This is a genomic window from Pseudomonas oplopanacis (assembly GCF_057128725.1).
Genome location: NZ_JBSKHV010000006.1, coordinates 124,428 through 143,319, shown reverse-complemented (window position 1 = coordinate 143,319; position 18,892 = coordinate 124,428). Strand labels below are relative to the sequence as shown.

Below are 18,892 nucleotides of genomic sequence, written 5' to 3'. Positions count from 1 at the left end.
GGCCTGGGCGTTCAATCGCTTCAGGCCCTTCGCCGTTTCTGCACTGAGGACATGACCATGGCCGATCCATTGGACAAAGCCACTTCCAAGGCGCCCGCTACTTTGGGCGAGGGTTGTCTGAGTCGTTATGACCCGGAGGACATGAGTCCGGAAGACGGCACGGAGTTTCCCGGTGCTGCCGAGTTGTGGGAACAGTTACAGCAAGACCCCGAAGACAAGATCAAGCCTGCTTGAACTTCATCAACTTCCTTAATAGCGGCCGTCCCAGCATCAACAAAAACACCGGGCCACCCGCGATCAGATAGAAGTAATAAGTCACCGCCCGCCAGATCAGAATCGCCGCAGCTGCGGTTGATTTACCCACCATGGGCGCCAGCAAGGCTGCCGACGTCAACTCCGCCGCCCCGGCGCCGCCCGGCAGCAGGCTGAATTGCCCTGCGCTGAGCGACAGCATCTGGATCAGGAAGCACCAGGCCCACTGCAAATCCGCCCCCAGCCCGCGCAATGCCAGGTACAACACGCTGTAGCGCAATACCCAATGCACACAGGTCAGCGCAAACACTGTGATCAATGTCTGCAAGGGCAACTTCAATGTGTCAGTGAATGCGGCGAGGAAGTGCAGGAGTTTTCGTGCCCAGCGCAGGCGCGTCGTGCTTTTGACCTTCAGGCGAGCCAGTAACCGCCCGCTCAGGCGAATCAGCAGACGATGGTAGCGGGCGACCATCACGCAGCAGACCAACCCGCCGAACATTGATATCACGCTGACGGTCAGTAGCCATTCCATGCGCTGGCTGAGGTGCTGGAACAGCGCATAAATCAAAATCCCGCTCAACGCACAGAGAAAAAACAGCAGGTCGCTGAGTTGATCCATGGCGAACACCGCGCTGCCCTTGGCCGGTCGCACGCCATTGCGCGCCAGCAACGCCATGATCGCCAGCGGTCCGCCACTGCCGCCGGGTGTGGCGCAATAGGCAAATTCGGCGGCCATGACCACGCCGAGACTTTTGAGCGGGCTGACCTTGTCACGCTGATCACCCAGCAACAGGCGCAGGCGCAGGGTGTTCACCCCCCAGCACAGCAGAATCATGCCGAACATGATCAGCAGCCAACTCACTGGAAAACTTTGCAGCCGCGCCCAGGTCTGGTTGCCGCCCAGCAGCAGCGGGATCAGCACTGCCGCCAGCAGGGCGACGAACAGCAGAATGCCCCGGCTCATGCGGCGCGACCGATCGGGGTGCGTTGCAGCGCCAGCCATTGCGATTTGGTCATCGGTACGCGCCCGCCGTCGAGCAAGCGCTTGAGGGTTTGCAACCAGTAGTGACGGGAGAACTCGTGGCGCATGTCCACCGGGTGCAGGCCCAGCCGAATGACCGGCGCCTCGCGCCATTGTTGTTCGCGCTGATCGCTGAGCAATTTTGAAACGCCCCGGCGCCAGGCACTGCGCGCACTCCAGACCAGCCCCGGTGCATCTATCGGTGTGAAATCCGGCAGTGGGTATAAATGCTGAGCGTCGCTGGTGTAGCGCAGTGGCAGTTGGCGCAAGGCCTCGCGCGTCCCTTCGCTCATCAGCCAGGCCGGGGCGACAAACCCTTCCAGCGGCCAGTTGTAACGATCAAAGACCTCAATGCCGGCGCGCAACCGGTCGAGCGCGGCGTGTTGCGACAGGGTGTAGAACTCGCCTTCATGGGTGTAGATCCGACGCATGAACCAGTCTCGCGGGGTGCCGGGCGGTGGGCCCTCATCGCAATGAAAGTAGCCGTGCAACGCCAGTTCGTCGCCCCGCGCAACACGATGAGTGAGCACGCGTCGAAATTCCGGATGAGCCTCAAGGCTGTTGTGTCTGTGAAAATCCGGCACCACCAGCCAGGTCATCGGCACCTCGCCCAAGGCGTCGACGGCTTCAACGAAAGGTAGATAGTCGGCCAGGGTGGGCGGCGCAACGTCGTGCAATACCAGTAACACGCTGGGCGAAGTCATCGGGTTAACCATTGGCCGCCTGCGGCCATTGGCTGCCGAGTACGGCGTGATAATGCCCCAGCAGGCTGTTGACCACCGTGTCCCAACTGTATTGTCGCTCGACGTGACGGCGCGCTGTTTTGCCCAGCGCCACGCTGCCCTGACTGAACAACTCGCGAACGGCATTGGCCATGGCTGTCGAATTGTTTGGAGGGCAGAGCAAACCGCATTGCTCCGTCACAATTTCCGGAAAGGCGCCGGCGGCCACGGCGACCACCGGAATGCCGCTGGCCATGGCTTCGAGTATCACCAGCCCGAACGTTTCCTGGTCGCCGGCATGCAACAAGGCATCGGCGCTGGCCATTAATCGCGCTACGTGGGTGGCCGGGCAGAACCCATCGACCACCGTGACGTTGTCCGGCACCGTGGCCGGCATAGAAGAACCCACCAGCAGCAAATGAAAACGCGGCCCCAGACGTGCCATGCACTTGAGCAGCACCGGCAGGTTTTTTTCCTTGGAGCCGCGCCCGGCGAAAATCAGCAGATGGGTGTTTTCATCAATGCCCAGTTCGGCGCGCAGGCCGGGGTCCCGGGCCTCGGGATTGAAGGTGTGCAAATCGACGCCCAAGGGTTGGACGTAGACGTTTTTCACGCCCAGTCCGCTCAGTTTGTCGGCCATGACCCGGCTCGGCGCCAGCACCCGGTCGAAGTTGCCGTAGAGCTTGCTGACGTAGGCTTCAACGTTGGTGGTGACCCAATTGCCCATTCGGTTGCTGACCAGCAGCGGCAAATCCGAGTGATAGAAACCGATGACGGGGACATCCAGTTGGCGCCGCGCGTCGAGTGCCGCCCAGGCGGTGAGGTACGGGTCGCCTACTTCGATCAGATCGGGCTGTAAATCCTGCAGGACGTTTCGCCAGGGAGCGAGGCGAAGGGGAAAACGATAACCTTTGCCAAAGGGCAGGGCGGGGGCGGGAACCGTGTAGACGCCATCCGTTTCACTCAGGTGCGCGCCGGGAATCAACAGACTGTGGCGAATGCCCGGCTTGATCCCCAAGCGACGGTGCTTGGCATCCAGATACGTGCGCACGCCACCGCTGGCCGGGGCGTAGAACATGGTGATGTCCGCGATATGCACGATGAGCGGCCCTCCGGTCTGTTGTTCTCCCTTGGTTGACCTTTATGAAGGATAGATGTTCGGTTGGGGTTTTGTGGTGTCAGGCAGATTGCCTTCGCGAGCAGGCTCGCTCCCACATTTGATCGTGTGAACTACACAGATCCAATGTGGGAGCGAGCCTGCTCGCGAAAGGGATGGCTCAGATATCAGATTCGGAAACTGCCTACCAACTGCTTCAGCCGCGAAGCCTGCTGCTCAAGGTCCGAGCACGCGCGCAACGTCGATTGCAGGTTTTCCACGCCTTCCTGGTTGAGCGTATTGATCTCGGTAATGTCGACGTTGATCGACTCCACCACCGCCGTCTGCTCTTCAGTTGCCGTGGCCACCGACTGGTTCATCCCGTCGATTTCACCGATGCGCAAGGTCACGCTATTCAACCGCTCGCCTGCCAGGTTGGCGATTTCCACGCTGTCCTGACTGTGACGCTGGCTGTCGCTCATGGTGCTGACGGATTCGCGGGCGCCAACTTGCAGCTCCTCGATCATGGTCTGCACCTGTTGCGCCGATTCCTGCGTGCGGTGCGCCAGGTTGCGCACTTCATCCGCCACCACCGCGAAACCACGGCCGGCTTCACCGGCGCGGGCTGCTTCGATGGCCGCGTTGAGTGCCAACAGGTTGGTTTGCTGGGAAATGCTGGTGATCACTTCGAGGATCTGGCCGATGTTCACGGTTTTGCTGTTCAGCGATTCGATGTTGGTGCTCGAGGCACTGAGCATGCTCGACAGCTGATTCATCGCCTTGATGCTGCGGTCCACCACTTGCTGGCCGTCTTCAGCCAGGCTGCGGGCGTCGCTGGCCTGACTCGACGCTTGCGCGGCGTTACGGGCGATTTCCTGGGCGGCGGCCCCGAGCTGATTGATCGCGGCGGCGACGCTGCTGGTGCGCGAGGCCTGCTGATCGGAGTTGAACATCGACGAGTTCGAGGCGGCGACAACACGCAGCGCCACTTCGTTGACTTGCCCGGTGGCCGAGGACACTTCGCGAATCGAGGTGTGAATACGTTCGACAAAACGGTTGAACGCGGTACCGAGGATGCCGAATTCATCGTTGTTCTGGATGGTCAGGCGCTTGGTCAGGTCGCCTTCACCGTCGGCGATGTCTTCCATGGCGCGGGTCATGACGTGCAGCGGCTGGATCAGGATGCGGATCAGCATGCCCAGCAGCGCGATGATGATCGCCACGGCAATGATGGTCGCGACCACGGCCGAGGCGCGGAACGAACTGAGCATCGAGAAGGCTTTGTCCTTGTCCACCGAAAGGCCGATGTACCAGTTGACCGATGGCAGGCCTTTGATCGCGGTAAAGGTGACGATACGGGTCTTGCCGTCGACGTCGACCTCACTGAAGTCGCTGCTGATGCGCGGGGTGTTTTTCGGGTACGCCTCGCTCAGGGACTTCATGACCAGGGCTTTGTCCGGGTGCACCAGGATCTTGCCGTCGGCGCTGACCAGGAAGGCGTAACCCATGCCGGCGAAATCACGGGCGCTGAGGGTGTCGATCAGGGTTTGCAGGCTCAGGTCACCGCCCACTACACCGACGCTTTGCCCGGCCTTCTTCGAGGCGGTGGCGATGGAAATGATGGTCTGGCCGGTGGCCGCGTCGATATACGGTTCGGTCAGGGTCGCGGTGCTGCTGCTTTCGGCGCCTTTGTACCAAGGGCGGACCCGTGGATCGAAGCCGGCCGGCATCTTGGCGTCGGGGCGAATGGTAAAGCTGCCGGTGGCATCGCCCAGGTAGGACGCCATGAAGGTCGACGTCAGGGCTTTCTGCTCGAGCAGGCTGGCGACGTTGGACTGTTCAGGGTTGATGGCGATGTTTTGAGCGAGGCTGTCGATCAGCAGGATTCGACCGGCCAACCAGGTCTGGATGTTGTTGGCGGTGACGTCGCCCATCTCATTGAGGTAATTGTCCAGGTCTTCGCGGATGGCGTTGCGCTGTAAATAATCGTTGTACAGGGTGAACGAGGCGAAGGCAGCAATAACAATGAGGGCGGCGGCAAGCAAAATCTTATGGCTGAAGCGCAGGTTTTTGTTCATGGCTTGGGGTTCCGCTAAGGTCTTATTGTTCTGGGCGTGCTTTTATAAAGGCACGCAAAACGGGCAGGGTGAAAAGCAGCTGATAGTTCTGTCCTGTCCTTAGGGAATACCGACGCTGATTTCTGTGTAGTCTCTTGTTTTGTATCGGCCGCGCCGGATCAAAGATTAACCATTAGGTGACAAAATGCCTGACTCATTGCAACTCGTTCTCGGTGCCGATCTTGCCGGTCAGCCCATCGCCCAGGCCATGCGTCTGGCGAACCGTCACGGTCTGGTCGCCGGCGCTACCGGGACCGGTAAAACCGTCACCTTGCAACGCATGGCCGAAGCCTTCAGCGACGCAGGCGTGGCGGTGTTCGCCGCCGACATCAAGGGCGACCTGTGTGGCCTCGGCGCCGCCGGCAACCCCCAAGGCAAGATCGCCGAGCGCATTGCCGGGATGACGTGGCTGAACCACAGGCCTCAGGCGTATCCCGTGACGCTGTGGGACATTCATGGTCAGTCCGGTCATCCATTGCGCACCACCCTGAGTGAAATGGGCCCGTTGTTGCTGGGCAGCCTGCTGGAACTGACCGACAGCCAGCAGTCGGCGCTGTACGCGGCGTTCAAAGTGGCGGACCGCGAAGGGCTGTTGCTGCTGGATCTCAAGGACCTGAAGGCGCTGCTCAATCACCTGCGTGATAACCCCGAATTGCTCGGCGATGATGCTGCGTTGATGACCACCGGCTCCAGCCAGGCGCTGTTACGGCGGCTGGCGACGCTGGAACAACAAGGCGCCGAAGCGCTGTTCGGCGAACCGGCGCTGCAACTCGAAGACATTCTGCAACCGACCGCTGACGGTCGCGGGCGCATTCATTTGCTGGATGCCAGTCGTCTGGTTCATGAAGCGCCGAAGGTTTACGCGACTTTCCTGCTGTGGCTGCTCGCCGAGTTGTTCGAGCAATTGCCGGAACGCGGTGATGCGGACAAACCACTGCTGGCGTTGTTTTTCGACGAAGCACATTTGCTGTTCGCCGGGACGCCCAAGGCATTGCAGGATCGACTGGAACAAGTGGTGCGGTTGATTCGCTCGAAAGGCGTGGGCGTGTATTTCGTCACTCAATCACCGGGTGACCTGCCGGATGACGTGCTGGCCCAACTGGGTTTACGCATCCAGCACGGTTTGCGCGCATTCACCGCCAAGGAGCAGAAATCCCTGCGCGCCGTGGCCGAGGGCTTCCGGCCGAACCCGGCATTCGATGCCTTGTCGGTGTTGACCGAACTGGGGATCGGCGAGGCGCTGGTCGGGACGCTGGCCGATAAAGGCACGCCGGAGATGGTCCAGCGCGTGTTGATCGCGCCACCGCAATCGCGGATCGGGCCGTTGAGCGAGGCCGAGCGCGCGGCACTGATCGCCGGTTCGCCGTTGCAGGGCCGTTATGACAAGCCGATTGATCGGGAATCGGCTTATGAAGTGCTGATGGGACGCAAGGGCCTGGCACCTGATCCCGATGCCGCGCCCGCCAAACCTGCGCCCGAAGAGCCAAGTTTCACCGAGCAGGCCGGGGAGTTTCTCGGGACGGCGGCCGGACAGGCGTTGAAATCGGCAATGCGACAGGCGGCTAATCAGTTGGGCCGACAATTGGTACGCGGGCTGATGGGCTCGCTGCTCGGCGGCAAAAAAAGCCGCTAGCAAGCGAACACAATAATCCCCTGTGGGAGCGAGCCTGCTCGCGAAAGCGGCCGATCAGACAACATCGATTTGAATGTCAGATTGCTTTCGCGAGCAGGCTCGCTCCCACACTGGGTTTTGTGTCAGGTTTTGGGTTTGGCGTGCGCCGCGAGGCGTTCAAGCGCAGCCCGCAGATTCGGATCGCTGATCCCCTCAGCCGTGGCCTGAATCGTCGCGCCCGCATCCGACGACAAACTGATGGTGTGTCCCGCCGCGCCTTGTTGCACGGTCGGTGGCTGCACCTTGAACAGAATCCGCGTCAGGCTGGCGAACTCGTCAAACATCTGTAACTGGCGTTGCAGACGTTTTTGCTGATAACGCAGGCGCGTGGCCCAATGGCCGTCGGTGACGATCAGCAACAAACTGCCTTCGCGCCACGACGCCACATGGCAGTGTTCGCGAGCGGCCGGTTGCAATTGGCTTTCGAGCAGACGTTGTAAATGACCCAGGCGTTGAGCGTGGCCAAAAATAGCTTTCAGCGGCTTGGCTTCGCGAAGCAGAACGGCGGGTGCTCTGGCCGTAAGAGGGCGAAATGCCATGATCAGACACCTGAAGTAACAGAGCCGCTATGGTAGCAGAAAGCACCTGGTGCACCTGACCCATTGCTTTGCGAGCGCTTTACCCATTAAATCAACAAGTAACTTCTGCCGTGAACGGCTTGAAGTTCAGCAAAAAGCCCTTATTTTAAGTGAGCCCCGTAACAGCGCAGTGCATGCATCGTGGAATAACGCCACTTTCCTCACCATCGTTTCCGGGTAGAATGCTCGTTCGCATGCGGCCATGAGGGCTGCACGGGCGACTCACGGGGCCGCCCTCCATCCCTTTAGTGTGGAAGATCCTGCCGATATGTTTGCGCCTTTGTTAAAGAAACTTTTTGGAAGCAAGAACGAGCGTGAAGTCAAACGCATGCTCAAGACGGTGCAATTCGTCAATGCCTTCGAAGAGCAAATGGTGGCCCTTTCGGACGATCAATTGCGTGCCAAGACAGACGAGTTCAAGGCCCGCATCGCCAAAGGGGAAACCCTCGACAAGCTGTTGCCTGAAGCCTTTGCGGTCGCCCGCGAAGCCGGCAAGCGCGTCATGGGTATGCGCCACTTCGATGTCCAGCTGATCGGCGGCATGACCTTGCATGAAGGCATGATCGCGGAAATGCGTACCGGTGAAGGCAAGACCCTGGTGGCAACACTGGGCGTTTACCTCAACGCGCTGTCCGGCAAGGGCGTGCACGTTGTGACGGTGAACGACTACCTGGCCCGTCGTGACGCCAACTGGATGCGTCCGCTCTACGAATTCCTCGGCCTGACGGTCGGCGTGGTCACGCCGTTCCAGCCGCCGGAAGAGAAACGTCTGGCTTACGCCGCCGACATTACCTACGGCACCAACAACGAATTCGGTTTCGATTACCTGCGCGACAACATGGCGTTCAGCATGGAAGAAAAATTCCAGCGCGAACTCAATTTCGCCGTGATCGACGAAGTCGACTCCATCCTCATCGACGAAGCCCGTACTCCACTGATCATTTCCGGTCAGGCCGAGGACAGCTCCAAGCTGTACATCGAGATCAACAAACTGATCCCGCGCCTGGAATTGCACGTCGAAGAAGTTGAAGGCGAAGTCACCAAGGCCGGCCACTACACCGTCGATGAGAAGACCCGCCAGGTCGAACTCAACGAAGCGGGCCATCAATTCGTAGAAGAGTCGCTGACCTCCCTCGGCCTGCTGGCTGAAGGCGAGAGCCTGTACTCGGCACACAACCTGGGTCTGCTGACCCACGTTTATGCCGGTCTGCGTGCGCACAAACTGTTCCATCGCAACGTCGAGTACATCGTGCAGGACGGTCAGGTTGTCCTGGTCGACGAACACACCGGTCGTACCATGCCGGGCCGTCGTTTGTCCGAAGGCCTGCACCAGGCCATCGAAGCCAAGGAAAACCTGAACATCCAGGCTGAAAGCCAGACCCTGGCATCGACCACGTTCCAGAACTACTTCCGCCTGTACAACAAGCTGTCCGGCATGACCGGTACGGCCGACACCGAGGCGTTCGAGTTCCATCAGATCTATGGCCTGCAGGTCATGGTCATTCCGCCGAACAAGCCGTTGGCCCGTAAGGACTACAACGACCTGGTGTTCCTGACGGCCGACGAGAAGTACACGGCCATCGTGGCGGACATCAAGGAAAGCATGGCGGCGGGCCGCCCGGTGCTGGTGGGTACCGCGACCATCGAAACCTCCGAGCACATGTCCCGCCTGCTCGTGGAACAAGGCATCGAACACAAGGTTCTGAACGCCAAGTTCCACGAAAAGGAAGCCGAGATCATTGCCCAGGCCGGTCGCCCAGGCGCACTGACCATCGCTACCAACATGGCCGGTCGTGGTACCGACATCCTGTTGGGCGGTAACTGGGAAGTGGAAGTGGCGTCCCTGGAAGATCCGACACCAGAGCAGATTGCCCAGATCAAGGCCGACTGGCAGAAGCGTCACCAGCAAGTGCTCGAATCGGGCGGCTTGCAGGTGATTGCTTCCGAGCGTCACGAATCGCGCCGTATCGATAACCAGCTGCGTGGTCGTGCCGGTCGTCAGGGTGACGCCGGTTCCAGTCGCTTCTACCTGTCGCTGGAAGACAGCCTGATGCGTATCTTCGCCTCTGACCGGGTGAAGAACTTCATGAAGGCCCTGGGCATGCAGCCAGGCGAGGCGATCGAGCACCGCATGGTGACCAACGCCATCGAAAAGGCTCAGCGCAAGGTTGAAGGCCGTAACTTCGATATTCGTAAGCAACTGCTCGAGTTCGACGACGTCAACAACGAACAGCGTAAAGTGATTTATCACATGCGTAACACGTTGCTGGCCGCTGACAACATTGGCGAAACCATCGCCGATTTCCGTCAGGACGTGCTCAACGCCACCATCAGTGCGCACATTCCACCGCAATCGCTGCCTGAGCAGTGGGACGTGGCCGGTCTGGAAGCGGCGTTGCAGAGCGACTTCGGTGTGGCGCTGCCGATCCAGCAATGGCTCGACGAAGACGATCACCTGTACGAAGAAACCCTGCGTGAGAAGCTGATGCAAGAGCTGATCGCGGCGTACAACGAGAAAGAAGACCAGGCGGGCGCCGAAGCGCTGCGCAGCTTCGAGAAACAAATCGTGCTGCGCGTGCTGGACGACCTGTGGAAAGACCACCTGTCGACCATGGACCACTTGCGTCACGGCATCCACTTGCGTGGTTATGCCCAGAAGAACCCGAAGCAAGAGTACAAGCGCGAGTCGTTCACGCTGTTCTCCGAGCTGCTGGATTCGATCAAACGCGACTCGATCCGTGTGTTGTCCCACGTTCAGGTTCGCCGCGAAGATCCGGAAGCCGAAGAGCAACGCCTGCGTCAGGAAGCCGAAGCACTGGCCGCACGCATGCAGTTCCATCACGAAGAAGCACCGGGTCTTGAGCAAGTGGAACCGTTGGGCGAAGAGATTGATGTCGCCCTCGCCGTGGCACCGGTTCGCAACGAGCAGAAGCTGGGCCGTAACGAACTGTGCTACTGCGGTTCGGGCAAGAAATTCAAGCATTGCCACGGGCAGATCCAGTAAAACCCGTTTCAATCGCTGAAATACCCGCGCCGCGACCGGCATCAGCCGTCGCGGCGTTTTGCCATTTAATACCGCCGTTCATCGCATGACGGTGATGACTACATTTTTTGAGGAGCGCATTCATGGCTGTTGGTCTTGGTCCTTTGCCAACGTTGCACCCGGTTGCCGGTTTTGAACTCGGTATCGCCTCGGCCGGCATCAAGCGCCCGGGGCGCAAGGATGTCGTGGTCATGCGCTGCGCCGAAGGCTCCACCGTCGCGGGCGTCTTCACCCTGAACGCCTTTTGCGCCGCGCCAGTGATCCTGGCCAAGCAACGCGTGCAAGGCCCGGTGCGTTACCTGTTGACCAACACCGGCAATGCCAACGCCGGCACCGGCGAACCTGGCCTGGCCGCTGCCGAGCGTACCTGCGCGAAGCTGGCTGAACTGACGGGTGTGGATGCCAGCCTGGTGCTGCCGTATTCCACCGGCGTGATCGGCGAGCCGCTGCCAGTCGAGAAAATCGAAGGCGCGCTGCAAGCGGCCCTCGACGACCTGTCGATCCACAACTGGGAAGCGGCCGCCACCGGCATCATGACCACCGACACCCTGCCCAAGGGTGCGAGCCGCCAGTTCCAGCATGACGGCGTGACGATCACCGTCACCGGCATCAGCAAAGGCGCGGGCATGATCCGTCCGAACATGGCGACCATGCTCGGCTACATCGCCACTGACGCCAAAGTCTCCCGTGACGTGCTGCAAAACCTGCTGCTGGACGGTGCCAACAAGTCGTTCAACCGCATCACCATCGACGGCGACACCTCGACCAACGACTGCTGCATGCTGATCGCCACCGGTCAGGCTGCACTGCCGGAAATCACCCGTGCCGAAGGCGAGTTGTTCGCCAAGTTGAAGCAAGCGGTGTTTGAGGTGTGCATGGACGTGGCCCAGGCCATCGTTCGCGACGGCGAAGGCGCGACCAAGTTCGTCACCGTTGAAGTCAATGGCGGCGGCAATCACCAGGAATGCCTGGACGTCGGCTACACCGTGGCGCACTCGCCGCTGATCAAGACGGCGTTGTTCGCTTCCGACCCGAACTGGGGCCGCATCCTGGCCGCCGTTGGCCGTGCCGGCGTGCCGAACCTGGACGTGAGCAAGATCGACGTGTTCCTCGGCGAGGTGTGCATTGCCAGCCGTGGCGCACGTGCTGCGACGTACACCGAAGCCCAGGGCGCTGCGGTCATGCAGCAGGAAGAGATCACCATCCGTATCGAGCTGGGTCGCGGCGATTGCAGCGAAACCATCTGGACCACCGACCTGTCGCACGAATACGTGAAAATCAACGCCGAGTACCGTACTTAAGATCGAGTCGCTCCCTTCGCGAGCAGGCTCGCTCCCACATTCGATCGCATTCATCCTGGAAGCACTCGGTCAACTGTGGGAGCGAGCCTGCTCGCGAAGGCGGGCTTCCAGTCACCACAAGACTGGCCTGTACCCCTCATCAAAAGGTCCCGAACATGAGCCTCCACCTGATCATCGGCGACAAACTGCTTTCCTCCTGGTCCCTGCGCGTTGCATTGGCGCTCGACCTGACCGGCGCGGCCTACACCGAAGAATTGATCAAGCTGGGCCAACCCGACACCCGCGAACGCCTGCTCAAGCATTCGCCGACCGGCAAAGTCCCGCTGCTGAAAACCGAACACGGCACCATCGCCGATTCCCTGGCGATTGCCGAGTACCTGGCCGAGCAATTCCCCGATGCCGGCCTCTGGCCAAAAGACACCGCCGCCCGTGCCCAGGCGCGTTCGGCTTGTGCGCAGATGCACGCCGGGTTCTTTGCCATGCGCGGCAACATGCCGTTCGACCTGAGCCGCGATGCGCCGCTGGTGCCGACACCTGAAGATGTTCAGGCCGACATCCAGCGCATGCTGGCCTTGTGGGCAGAATGCCGTGCTGTGGCGACCGACACCGGGCCGTTCCTGTTCGGCGGCGCAACCCTGGCCGATGCGTTCTTTGCGCCGATTGCCGTACGCCTGCGCACCTATCAGGTGAAATTGCCGGCTGCAGATGAAGCTTACGTCGAAGCAATCTACCAATGGCCGGCGTTCAAAGCCTGGCAGAAGGCAGGTCTGGAGGAGGTCGGGCAGTGAAACGAGTTCATGTAGCCGCTGCCGTTATCCGTGATAACAGCGGCAAGATCCTGATTGCACGCCGTGCCGATACTCAGCACCAGGGCGGTTTGTGGGAGTTTCCCGGTGGCAAGGTCGAGGGCGACGAGTCTGTAGAAACCGCGCTGAGCCGTGAACTTCAGGAAGAACTGGGCATTGTGGTCAGCGCCGCACGACCGCTGATCAAAGTTCATCACGATTACCCGGACAAGCAGGTGTTGCTGGACGTCTGGGAAGTCTCGGCCTTTACCGGGGAACCCCACGGTGCCGAAGGTCAGCCGCTGGAGTGGGTGTCGCCACGCGACCTGCTGAACTACAAGTTCCCGGCGGCCAACCAGCCGATCGTCGCGGCGGCACGTTTGCCTGCCGAATACTTGATTACCCCCGAAGACCTGGAAACTCCGGCCCTGCTGCGCGGCATCCAGAAAGCCATCGGCGGCGGGATCAAACTGATCCAGCTGCGGGCGCCCAACGGCTACGATCCGAAGTACCGTGACCTGGCGGTAGACGCGGCCGGGCTGTGTGCCGGCAAGGCGCAGTTGATGATCAAGGGGCCGTTCGAATGGCTCGGTGATTTTCCGTCCGCCGGTTGGCACATCACCTCGGCCCAGTTGCGTAAATACGCGGCGGCGGGGCGACCACTGCCGGCGTCGCGCTGGTTGGCGGCGTCGTGTCATAACGCTGAAGAACTGGCGTTGGCTGAGCAGATGGGCGTGGACTTTGTGACCCTGTCGCCGGTGCAGAAAACCCAGACTCATCCAGATGCGCAGCCGTTGGGCTGGGATCAGGCTTCGGCGTTGATTGCGGGCTTCAGCAAGCCGGTGTTCCTGTTGGGCGGTGTTGGCCCGGCGGAACGGCAGCAAGCCTGGGAGGCAGGGGCGCAGGGTGTGGCGGGGATTCGGGCGTTCTGGCCTGATTCTTTGGTGTAGTTACTGGCCCCTTCGCGAGCAAGCCCGCTCACACATTGGATTTGTGAACACCCCGATCCATGTGGGAGCGAGCCTGCTCGCGAAGGCGGCTGTACAGGCGCTACTTAATCCTGCGGTTTCGCCGCAGGCTGCCACAAAATCTCCGCCACCCCCTGCCGCTTGGCAATCACCCGCGCCACCACAAACAACACATCCGACAACCGATTGATATACGCCAACCCAACCCCGGCCAGCGGCTCAATCGCATTCAACTGCTGGCACCGCCGCTCCGCACTGCGCGCCAGGCATCTGCACACATGCGCCTGAGCGATCAACGCTGAACCGCCAGGCAGAATGAAATTTTCCAGCGGTCCCAACTCTTCATTCCAGCGATCAATCGCCGTTTCCAGGCGTTCGATTTCTACCGCGTCCAACGCCTGATACACCGGCATCGCCAACTCGCCACCCAAGTCGAACAAACGGTGCTGGCAAGGCGCCAATACTTCGATGACCTCGTTCAACCCCGGATACGTGACGCTTTCTGCTGCCAACCCGGCCAGCAGCACGCCGACCTGGCTGTTCAGCGAATCGACTTCACCGATGGCCTCGATTCGCGGGTGGTCCTTGGGCACCCGGCGACCATCGCCGAGCCCGGTTTCGCCTTTGTCGCCAGTGCGGGTGTAAATCTTCGACAAGCGAAAGCCCATGGGTTACCTCGATAGCTGATTGAGTTCTTGGGAGATGACCGGCGCGCCCGACAAGGGCAGGCGCAAGGTGAAGCAGGTGCCTTGGCCTGGCGTCGACTGCACTTCCATCTGGCCCTTGTGATTGTTGGTGATGATGAAATAGGAGACCGACAGGCCCAGCCCCGTGCCCTGGCCGATTTCCTTGGTGGTGAAGAATGGCTCGAACGTACGTTTGCGCACGTTTTCGCTCATGCCGATGCCATTGTCCTCGACCTGGATTTCCGCCCAGGGCGGGTTCAGTCTGGTGCGCAGAATGATCCGCCCCGGTTCGCTATCGTCCTCGCGCTGGTGAATGGCCTGAGCGGCGTTTTTTAACAGGTTGAGCAGCACCTGTTCGAGTTCGTTGGCGGTGCCCGGCACCGGGCCGAGGGCTGGATCGAACTGGCGAATGATCGCCTGGCCCTTGAAGTCGAAACCGATCGCCAGGTCGAAGTCGTTACCGGCGATTTCCACCGCTTGATCGATCAGTGCCGGCAGGTCGCACGGGGCCATTTGCCGGGTGCTGCGGCGGCTGAAGCTGAGCATGTGCGTCACAATCTTCGCCGCCCGGGCGCCAGCCTGCTGAATGCCATCGAGCAATTGCGGGACTTCGCGCACCTTCAGGTACTGGTTGACTGTTTCCAGCTCGATGCCGATATGCTCGGCTTGCTCCAGGTTTTTGGGCAGGTCAGGTGACAGGCGTCGGCGAATGTTTTGCACGTTGTGCAGGATCGCGCCCAGCGGGTTATTGATTTCATGGGCCATGCCGGCGGCGAGGCCACCGACCGAAAGCATCTTTTCCGACTGCACCATCATTTCTTCCAGCGACAGACGCTGGGTAATGTCGTCGATCCGGATCACCACGCCGCGCCCGGCACCGCCCATCAGTGGGTAAAAGGTCAGGGCGTAATGCTTGGGCTCATCGTCCTTGAACCACGTTACCCGTTCGATCTTGGCCACGGTGTGCTGCTCGACGGTTTGCTTGAGCTGCGGCAGAAATGGCTTCAACGGTTCGAAGGCGAGGAAGATCGGCTGGTTCAGCGCTTCATCCAGACGGGTGCCGGAGAGGGCGCTGGCTTCCTGATTCCACTGGGTCACGTAGAGCTGCTCGTCGAGGGCGATCAACGCCGACGGCATGGAGTCGATGATGCTGTTGAGGTAATTCTGGAAACCGGTGAGCTTTTTCTCGATCTTGCTGCGCACCTGGACTTCAAGTTCCAGTTTGCGATTGGTATGGCGCGTTTCTTCGGCCAGGCCCTGCGCCTGGTCATAAGCGGCCTGGGAGTCGTCACGGGCGCGCTTGAGTTGCTGCTCCCGGGCCTCGATCCGCGAGAGCATGGTGTTGAACGCCTCCGCGAGGCTGCCGATTTCGTCGTGGTTGCCGCGGGAGGCTCGCAGCGCGTAGTTCTCTTCGCGGGTTACTTGCCGGGACAGCTCTTCGAGCTCATGGATGGGGCGGGTAATCAGGCGTTTGATTTGCCGGGCGATCACCAGCCACAACAGCACGCTGAAGATCAGAATGCCCAGACTGGCCGTGAGGGTGCCGGTGTAGAACGCCATCGGCAGCTCGCTGCTGGCTACCAGCAATAAATGACCGGGCTCGGTGCCAGGGCGAGGCAGGGTGATCAGTTGATTGCTGCGAAACTCGGTCGCTTGCCAGGCTTCAATGTGTTGATAGCGCCCCGGCAGGCTGAGTTTGTCGCCATGTTGCAATTGCGCCAGTCGTTCGCCCTTGCCGTCATAAATGGCGGCGGCACGCAGCGGCGAGTAACTGTTGAGTTCGTTGAGCAGGCGTTCGGCGTTTTGTGGCGTCTTCAAGGCGTCGGCCACCAGGCTCGGGTTCGACACCAGTCGGCCAATGGTCTGCAAGGCTTGGGGCGCCATGCTTTCCTGGGAGATGTAATACGCCGCGCTGATGAAGGTCAGGTTGGCAACCAGCAGGATGGTGATCAACAGCACCAGCAGGGCGGCCAGCAATTTCTGGCCGACGGGAAGGTTTTCGAGGCGCTGGCGCAATGGCATCAGGTTCGTCGCTTAAATGGAACACGTGGCCAGCGTAGCCGCTGCTCAGTCGCTGGGCAATCCAAGGCTGTGCAGATGGCCGATCAGCCGCTGCTGTAATTGATGCAGGTGGGGCAGGTTCAGTTGATGACGCTCGGCCACTTTGCACACATGGCCCAGCAGGTAGGTGATTTCGGTGCGGCGCTGATTCGCGACGTCCTGATACATCGAGGAGTAATTGGCCGCCGTGGCCTGGATCACGCGCTCGACTTCCTGTTGCAGGTTTTCTGCCGCGGCGGGCTGACCACAGCGTTCGAGCAACTCGGCCAATTCACCGCAGAGGGTCGCGACCTCACACTGATGTTCTTGCAATCCGCCATTGCGGCAATTGTGAAGAACCGTCAGGGGGTTGATCGCACAGTTAAGCGCCAGTTTTCGCCACAGTCGCGTGAGGATGTCGGTGCTCCATTCATGGGGGATTCCGGCAGCTATCAGATCATCCAGCCAGATCGGCGCAACCGGATGGCCTGCATCCCCCAGCCAGGTGTAGCCGTGGCCCGCGAACACCACACGCCAATCGCCATCGCGAAACGCGCCTTCGGTACTCGATGCGCTCACGCAACGGGCTTGCGGCACCTGCGCCGCCACGGCGTCCTGACTGCCGAGGCCGTTCTGCAGCAGGATCAGCTCGGCGTCGGGTGTCAGGCGTGGCGCCAGTTGTGCGACGGCTTTCTCGGCGTCGTAAGCCTTGCAGGCCACCAGCAGGCGGCTGATCGGTTCGTGGCTGTCCGGTGTTTCGCCGGGGATGTCATAGGTGTTGGCTACGCCGTGCTCGACCAGCGTCAAACCGCCCGCGGCGTGATACGCCTGCAAGCGCTGCGCATCCCGAACGATCAGCCGGACCGGCAAATCGGCCCGCGCCAGACGCGTGGCCCACAATGTGCCAAGGCTGCCGGCGCCCAATACATGCCAAGTGGTCGACATCAGCTTTTTGCTCGGTTTGAGGCAGGCATGTGAGGCTCGCAGTATCGGTTGGAAAAGACCCGTTATAATGAGCCCGATTTTAACCGCAAGCCAAGCGCGCGCCATTGCAATCGAGCGCGCCTTTTTATTGGAGAGATTACATGCCGTCGTTCGACGTGGTATCCGAACTGGACAAACACGAAGTCACCAACGCGGTCGAAAACGCCGTCAAGGAACTCGATCGCCGTTATGACCTGAAGGGCAAGGGCACCTTCGAGTTCAAGGAAAAGGACCTGACCGTCAACCTGACCGCCGAGGCCGACTTCCAGCTCGAAGCGATGATCGAGATCCTCAAGCTGGCGCTGGTCAAGCGCAAAATCGACGTGCAGTGCCTTGAGGTCAAGGACGCCTACGCATCGGGCAAGCTGATGAAGCAGGAAGCGGTCCTCAAGGAAGGCATCGACAAAGAGCTGGCGAAGAAAATCGTCGCTCACGTCAAGGACGCCAAGCTCAAGGTCCAGGCTGCCATTCAGGGCGAGCAAGTGCGCATTACCGGCAAGAAGCGTGACGATTTGCAGGAAGCCATTGCGGCCCTGCGCGCCAAGACGTTCGATATGCCGCTGCAGTTCAACAACTTCCGCGACTGACCTTCAACTCGGGACCTGTGGGAGCGGGCTTGCCCGCGAAGGCTGCTTCACATTTAGCAGAGATGCTGGGTGATCCAGCGTTTTCGCGAGCAGGTCGGATCGCCGCACCGTCGCTCCCACCCGGATTGCACATAACCCAGGAGAAATTAGATGGATTTGAATACTGAAGTGGACAACCTGGTCAAGGCATCCCAAGCCTGGATTCCAATGATCATGGAATACGGCAGCCGCGTGTTGCTGGCAGTGATCACCCTGGCCATCGGCTGGTGGCTGATCAACAAAGTGACGCAAAAACTCGGTGGCCTGCTGGCCCTGCGTAACGCTGACCTCGCGCTGCAAGGGTTCATCAGCAGCTTGGCGAACATCATTCTCAAGGTTTTGCTGATTGTCAGCGTTGCGTCGATGATCGGCGTGGAAACCACCTCCTTCGTCGCGGCGATTGGTGCGGCGGGTCTGGCCATCGGTTTGGCCTTGCAAGGCAGCCTCGCTAACTTCGCCGGCGGCGTGTTGATTCTGTTGTTCCGTCCGTTTCGCATCGGTGACTGGATCGAAGCCCAAGGGGTTGCCGGTACGGTCGACAGCATTCAGATCTTCCACACCGTACTGCGTACCGGCGATAACAAAACCATCATCGTTCCCAACGGTAACTTGTCGAACGGCATCATCACCAATACCAACCGTCAACCGACCCGCAAAGTAGTGTTCGATGTGGGTGTGGATTACGAAGCAGACTTGCAGAAGGCCCGCGAAGTGTTGTTGGAACTGGCCAAAGATCCGCGCGTATTGGCAGATCCGGCACCTCAGGCAGTAGTTTCTACGCTGGGTGACAGTTCGATCACTCTTTCGCTTCGGGTCTGGGTAAAGACGGCGGATTACTGGGATGTGATGTTCATGTTTAACGAACAGTCCCGTGATCGTTTGAAAACTGCCGGTGTTGATGTTCCATTGCCACAGCGGATGATTCGCGTGGTTCAGGAATCTGCAGTGCAGTGATTGTTTTTTGATCATGTCTGACTCTTTGGTCAGGCATGTTTCTCGCG

General features: G+C 60.3%; 17 protein-coding genes and 1 pseudogene. 8 read left to right on the top strand and 10 right to left on the bottom strand.

The annotated features are described in order from the left end of the window. Positions 1-57 precede the first annotated feature (57 nt). Positions 58-234, top strand: a complete 177-nt coding sequence (locus ACWKV5_RS14700) for a hypothetical protein (RefSeq protein WP_483841802.1) — start codon at positions 58-60, stop codon at positions 232-234. Here ACWKV5_RS14700 and gpgF read toward each other — a convergent pair. The 5 genes and pseudogenes from gpgF to ACWKV5_RS14675 form a co-directional block, all read right to left on the bottom strand. Beyond that, the gene (gene gpgF / locus ACWKV5_RS14695) at positions 221-1,216 is read right to left on the bottom strand and encodes a glucosaminyl phosphatidylglycerol flippase (RefSeq protein ID WP_483841801.1); all 996 of its coding nucleotides are present in this window, start codon (positions 1,214-1,216) and stop codon (positions 221-223) included. The two genes, ACWKV5_RS14700 and gpgF, sit on opposite strands and share 14 nt — an antisense overlap. Further along, positions 1,213-1,989, bottom strand: coding sequence for an N-acetylglucosaminyl phosphatidylglycerol deacetylase (gpgD, locus tag ACWKV5_RS14690; RefSeq protein WP_483841800.1), 777 nt, complete (start codon positions 1,987-1,989; stop codon positions 1,213-1,215). Before gpgD ends, gpgF begins: the two co-directional genes overlap by 4 nt. Further along, complete coding sequence (gene gpgS / locus ACWKV5_RS14685; RefSeq protein WP_483841799.1) at positions 1,982-3,094, bottom strand: N-acetylglucosaminyl phosphatidylglycerol synthase; 1,113 nt, start codon at positions 3,092-3,094, stop codon at positions 1,982-1,984. Before gpgS ends, gpgD begins: the two co-directional genes overlap by 8 nt. A 185-nt stretch (positions 3,095-3,279) precedes the next feature. Then, positions 3,280-4,044: a methyl-accepting chemotaxis protein gene (locus ACWKV5_RS14680; protein WP_430539927.1), complete on the bottom strand. Its 765-nt coding sequence runs from the start codon at positions 4,042-4,044 to the stop codon at positions 3,280-3,282. A 93-nt stretch (positions 4,045-4,137) separates the two neighbouring features. Continuing rightward, positions 4,138-5,169, bottom strand: a pseudogene (locus tag ACWKV5_RS14675) (HAMP domain-containing protein); the annotation flags it as partial. 184 nt (positions 5,170-5,353) lie between these two features. On the opposite strand from ACWKV5_RS14675, the gene ACWKV5_RS14670 reads away from it, so the two are divergent. Continuing rightward, on the top strand, positions 5,354-6,841 hold the full coding sequence (locus tag ACWKV5_RS14670; RefSeq protein WP_483841798.1) for a helicase HerA-like domain-containing protein: 1,488 nt from the start codon (positions 5,354-5,356) through the stop codon (positions 6,839-6,841). 122 nt (positions 6,842-6,963) lie between these two features. Here the strand turns inward: ACWKV5_RS14670 and ACWKV5_RS14665 are convergent, their stop codons facing one another. Then, complete coding sequence (locus ACWKV5_RS14665; RefSeq protein ID WP_123432965.1) at positions 6,964-7,419, bottom strand: DUF721 domain-containing protein; 456 nt, start codon at positions 7,417-7,419, stop codon at positions 6,964-6,966. Positions 7,420-7,726: 307 nt separating this feature from the next. On the opposite strand from ACWKV5_RS14665, the gene secA reads away from it, so the two are divergent. Beyond that, positions 7,727-10,462, top strand: a complete 2,736-nt coding sequence (gene secA / locus ACWKV5_RS14660) for a preprotein translocase subunit SecA (RefSeq protein ID WP_483841797.1) — start codon at positions 7,727-7,729, stop codon at positions 10,460-10,462. Here the strand turns inward: secA and ACWKV5_RS14655 are convergent. Beyond that, positions 10,434-10,586, bottom strand: a complete 153-nt coding sequence (locus ACWKV5_RS14655) for a hypothetical protein (protein ID WP_185045018.1) — start codon at positions 10,584-10,586, stop codon at positions 10,434-10,436. The two genes, secA and ACWKV5_RS14655, sit on opposite strands and share 29 nt — an antisense overlap. On the opposite strand from ACWKV5_RS14655, the gene argJ reads away from it, so the two are divergent. The 3 genes from argJ (at position 10,585) to ACWKV5_RS14640 (ending at position 13,537) form a co-directional block, all read left to right on the top strand. Then, complete coding sequence (argJ, locus tag ACWKV5_RS14650; RefSeq protein ID WP_483841796.1) at positions 10,585-11,802, top strand: bifunctional glutamate N-acetyltransferase/amino-acid acetyltransferase ArgJ; 1,218 nt, start codon at positions 10,585-10,587, stop codon at positions 11,800-11,802. The two genes, ACWKV5_RS14655 and argJ, sit on opposite strands and share 2 nt — an antisense overlap. Positions 11,803-11,957: 155 nt before the next feature. Continuing rightward, positions 11,958-12,590 carry a glutathione S-transferase family protein gene (locus ACWKV5_RS14645; protein ID WP_483841795.1) on the top strand — a complete coding sequence of 211 codons (633 nt, stop codon included), beginning with the start codon at positions 11,958-11,960 and terminating at the stop codon, positions 12,588-12,590. Beyond that, entirely contained in the window at positions 12,587-13,537 is a 951-nt protein-coding gene (locus tag ACWKV5_RS14640; RefSeq protein WP_483841794.1) for a Nudix family hydrolase, read from the top strand. The genes ACWKV5_RS14645 and ACWKV5_RS14640 overlap by 4 nt, the downstream gene beginning before the upstream one ends. Positions 13,538-13,641: 104 nt before the next feature. On the opposite strand, the gene ACWKV5_RS14635 is transcribed toward ACWKV5_RS14640, so the two are convergent. The 3 genes from ACWKV5_RS14635 to ACWKV5_RS14625 are packed head-to-tail and all read right to left on the bottom strand — an operon-like array spanning position 13,642 to position 17,226. After that, complete coding sequence (locus ACWKV5_RS14635) at positions 13,642-14,223, bottom strand: cob(I)yrinic acid a,c-diamide adenosyltransferase (protein ID WP_483841793.1); 582 nt, start codon at positions 14,221-14,223, stop codon at positions 13,642-13,644. A 3-nt stretch (positions 14,224-14,226) separates the two neighbouring features. Continuing rightward, positions 14,227-16,263, bottom strand: a complete 2,037-nt coding sequence (locus tag ACWKV5_RS14630) for a sensor histidine kinase (protein ID WP_483841792.1) — start codon at positions 16,261-16,263, stop codon at positions 14,227-14,229. Positions 16,264-16,308: 45 nt separating this feature from the next. After that, positions 16,309-17,226 carry a putative 2-dehydropantoate 2-reductase gene (locus ACWKV5_RS14625; protein WP_483841791.1) on the bottom strand — a complete coding sequence of 306 codons (918 nt, stop codon included), beginning with the start codon at positions 17,224-17,226 and terminating at the stop codon, positions 16,309-16,311. 140 nt (positions 17,227-17,366) lie between these two features. On the opposite strand from ACWKV5_RS14625, the gene ACWKV5_RS14620 reads away from it, so the two are divergent. Together ACWKV5_RS14620 and ACWKV5_RS14615 are read left to right on the top strand one after the other, a co-directional pair. Beyond that, positions 17,367-17,852 carry a YajQ family cyclic di-GMP-binding protein gene (locus ACWKV5_RS14620; RefSeq protein ID WP_007906601.1) on the top strand — a complete coding sequence of 162 codons (486 nt, stop codon included), beginning with the start codon at positions 17,367-17,369 and terminating at the stop codon, positions 17,850-17,852. 150 nt (positions 17,853-18,002) lie between these two features. Next, positions 18,003-18,845 (top strand): mechanosensitive ion channel family protein, encoded by an 843-nt coding sequence (locus ACWKV5_RS14615; protein ID WP_483841790.1) that lies wholly within the window; start codon positions 18,003-18,005, stop codon positions 18,843-18,845. Positions 18,846-18,892: the final 47 nt, after the last annotated feature.

Excerpts from the sequence above, each read along its gene's own strand:
- ACWKV5_RS14620 (WP_007906601.1), top strand. The coding sequence starts at position 17,367 with ATGCCGTCGTTCGACGTGGTATCCGAACTGGACAAACACGAAGTCACC.
- ACWKV5_RS14645 (WP_483841795.1), top strand. The coding sequence starts at position 11,958 with ATGAGCCTCCACCTGATCATCGGCGACAAACTGCTTTCCTCCTGGTCC.
- gpgD (WP_483841800.1), bottom strand. The coding sequence starts at position 1,989 with ATGGTTAACCCGATGACTTCGCCCAGCGTGTTACTGGTATTGCACGAC.
- secA (WP_483841797.1), top strand. The coding sequence starts at position 7,727 with ATGTTTGCGCCTTTGTTAAAGAAACTTTTTGGAAGCAAGAACGAGCGT.
- ACWKV5_RS14615 (WP_483841790.1), top strand. The coding sequence starts at position 18,003 with ATGGATTTGAATACTGAAGTGGACAACCTGGTCAAGGCATCCCAAGCC.
- ACWKV5_RS14670 (WP_483841798.1), top strand. The coding sequence starts at position 5,354 with ATGCCTGACTCATTGCAACTCGTTCTCGGTGCCGATCTTGCCGGTCAG.
- ACWKV5_RS14665 (WP_123432965.1), bottom strand. The coding sequence starts at position 7,419 with ATGGCATTTCGCCCTCTTACGGCCAGAGCACCCGCCGTTCTGCTTCGC.
- ACWKV5_RS14625 (WP_483841791.1), bottom strand. The coding sequence starts at position 17,226 with ATGTCGACCACTTGGCATGTATTGGGCGCCGGCAGCCTTGGCACATTG.
- ACWKV5_RS14655 (WP_185045018.1), bottom strand. The coding sequence starts at position 10,586 with ATGAATGCGCTCCTCAAAAAATGTAGTCATCACCGTCATGCGATGAAC.
- ACWKV5_RS14700 (WP_483841802.1), top strand. The coding sequence starts at position 58 with ATGGCCGATCCATTGGACAAAGCCACTTCCAAGGCGCCCGCTACTTTG.
- ACWKV5_RS14630 (WP_483841792.1), bottom strand. The coding sequence starts at position 16,263 with ATGCCATTGCGCCAGCGCCTCGAAAACCTTCCCGTCGGCCAGAAATTG.
- argJ (WP_483841796.1), top strand. The coding sequence starts at position 10,585 with ATGGCTGTTGGTCTTGGTCCTTTGCCAACGTTGCACCCGGTTGCCGGT.
- gpgF (WP_483841801.1), bottom strand. The coding sequence starts at position 1,216 with ATGAGCCGGGGCATTCTGCTGTTCGTCGCCCTGCTGGCGGCAGTGCTG.
- ACWKV5_RS14680 (WP_430539927.1), bottom strand. The coding sequence starts at position 4,044 with ATGTTCAACTCCGATCAGCAGGCCTCGCGCACCAGCAGCGTCGCCGCC.
- ACWKV5_RS14635 (WP_483841793.1), bottom strand. The coding sequence starts at position 14,223 with ATGGGCTTTCGCTTGTCGAAGATTTACACCCGCACTGGCGACAAAGGC.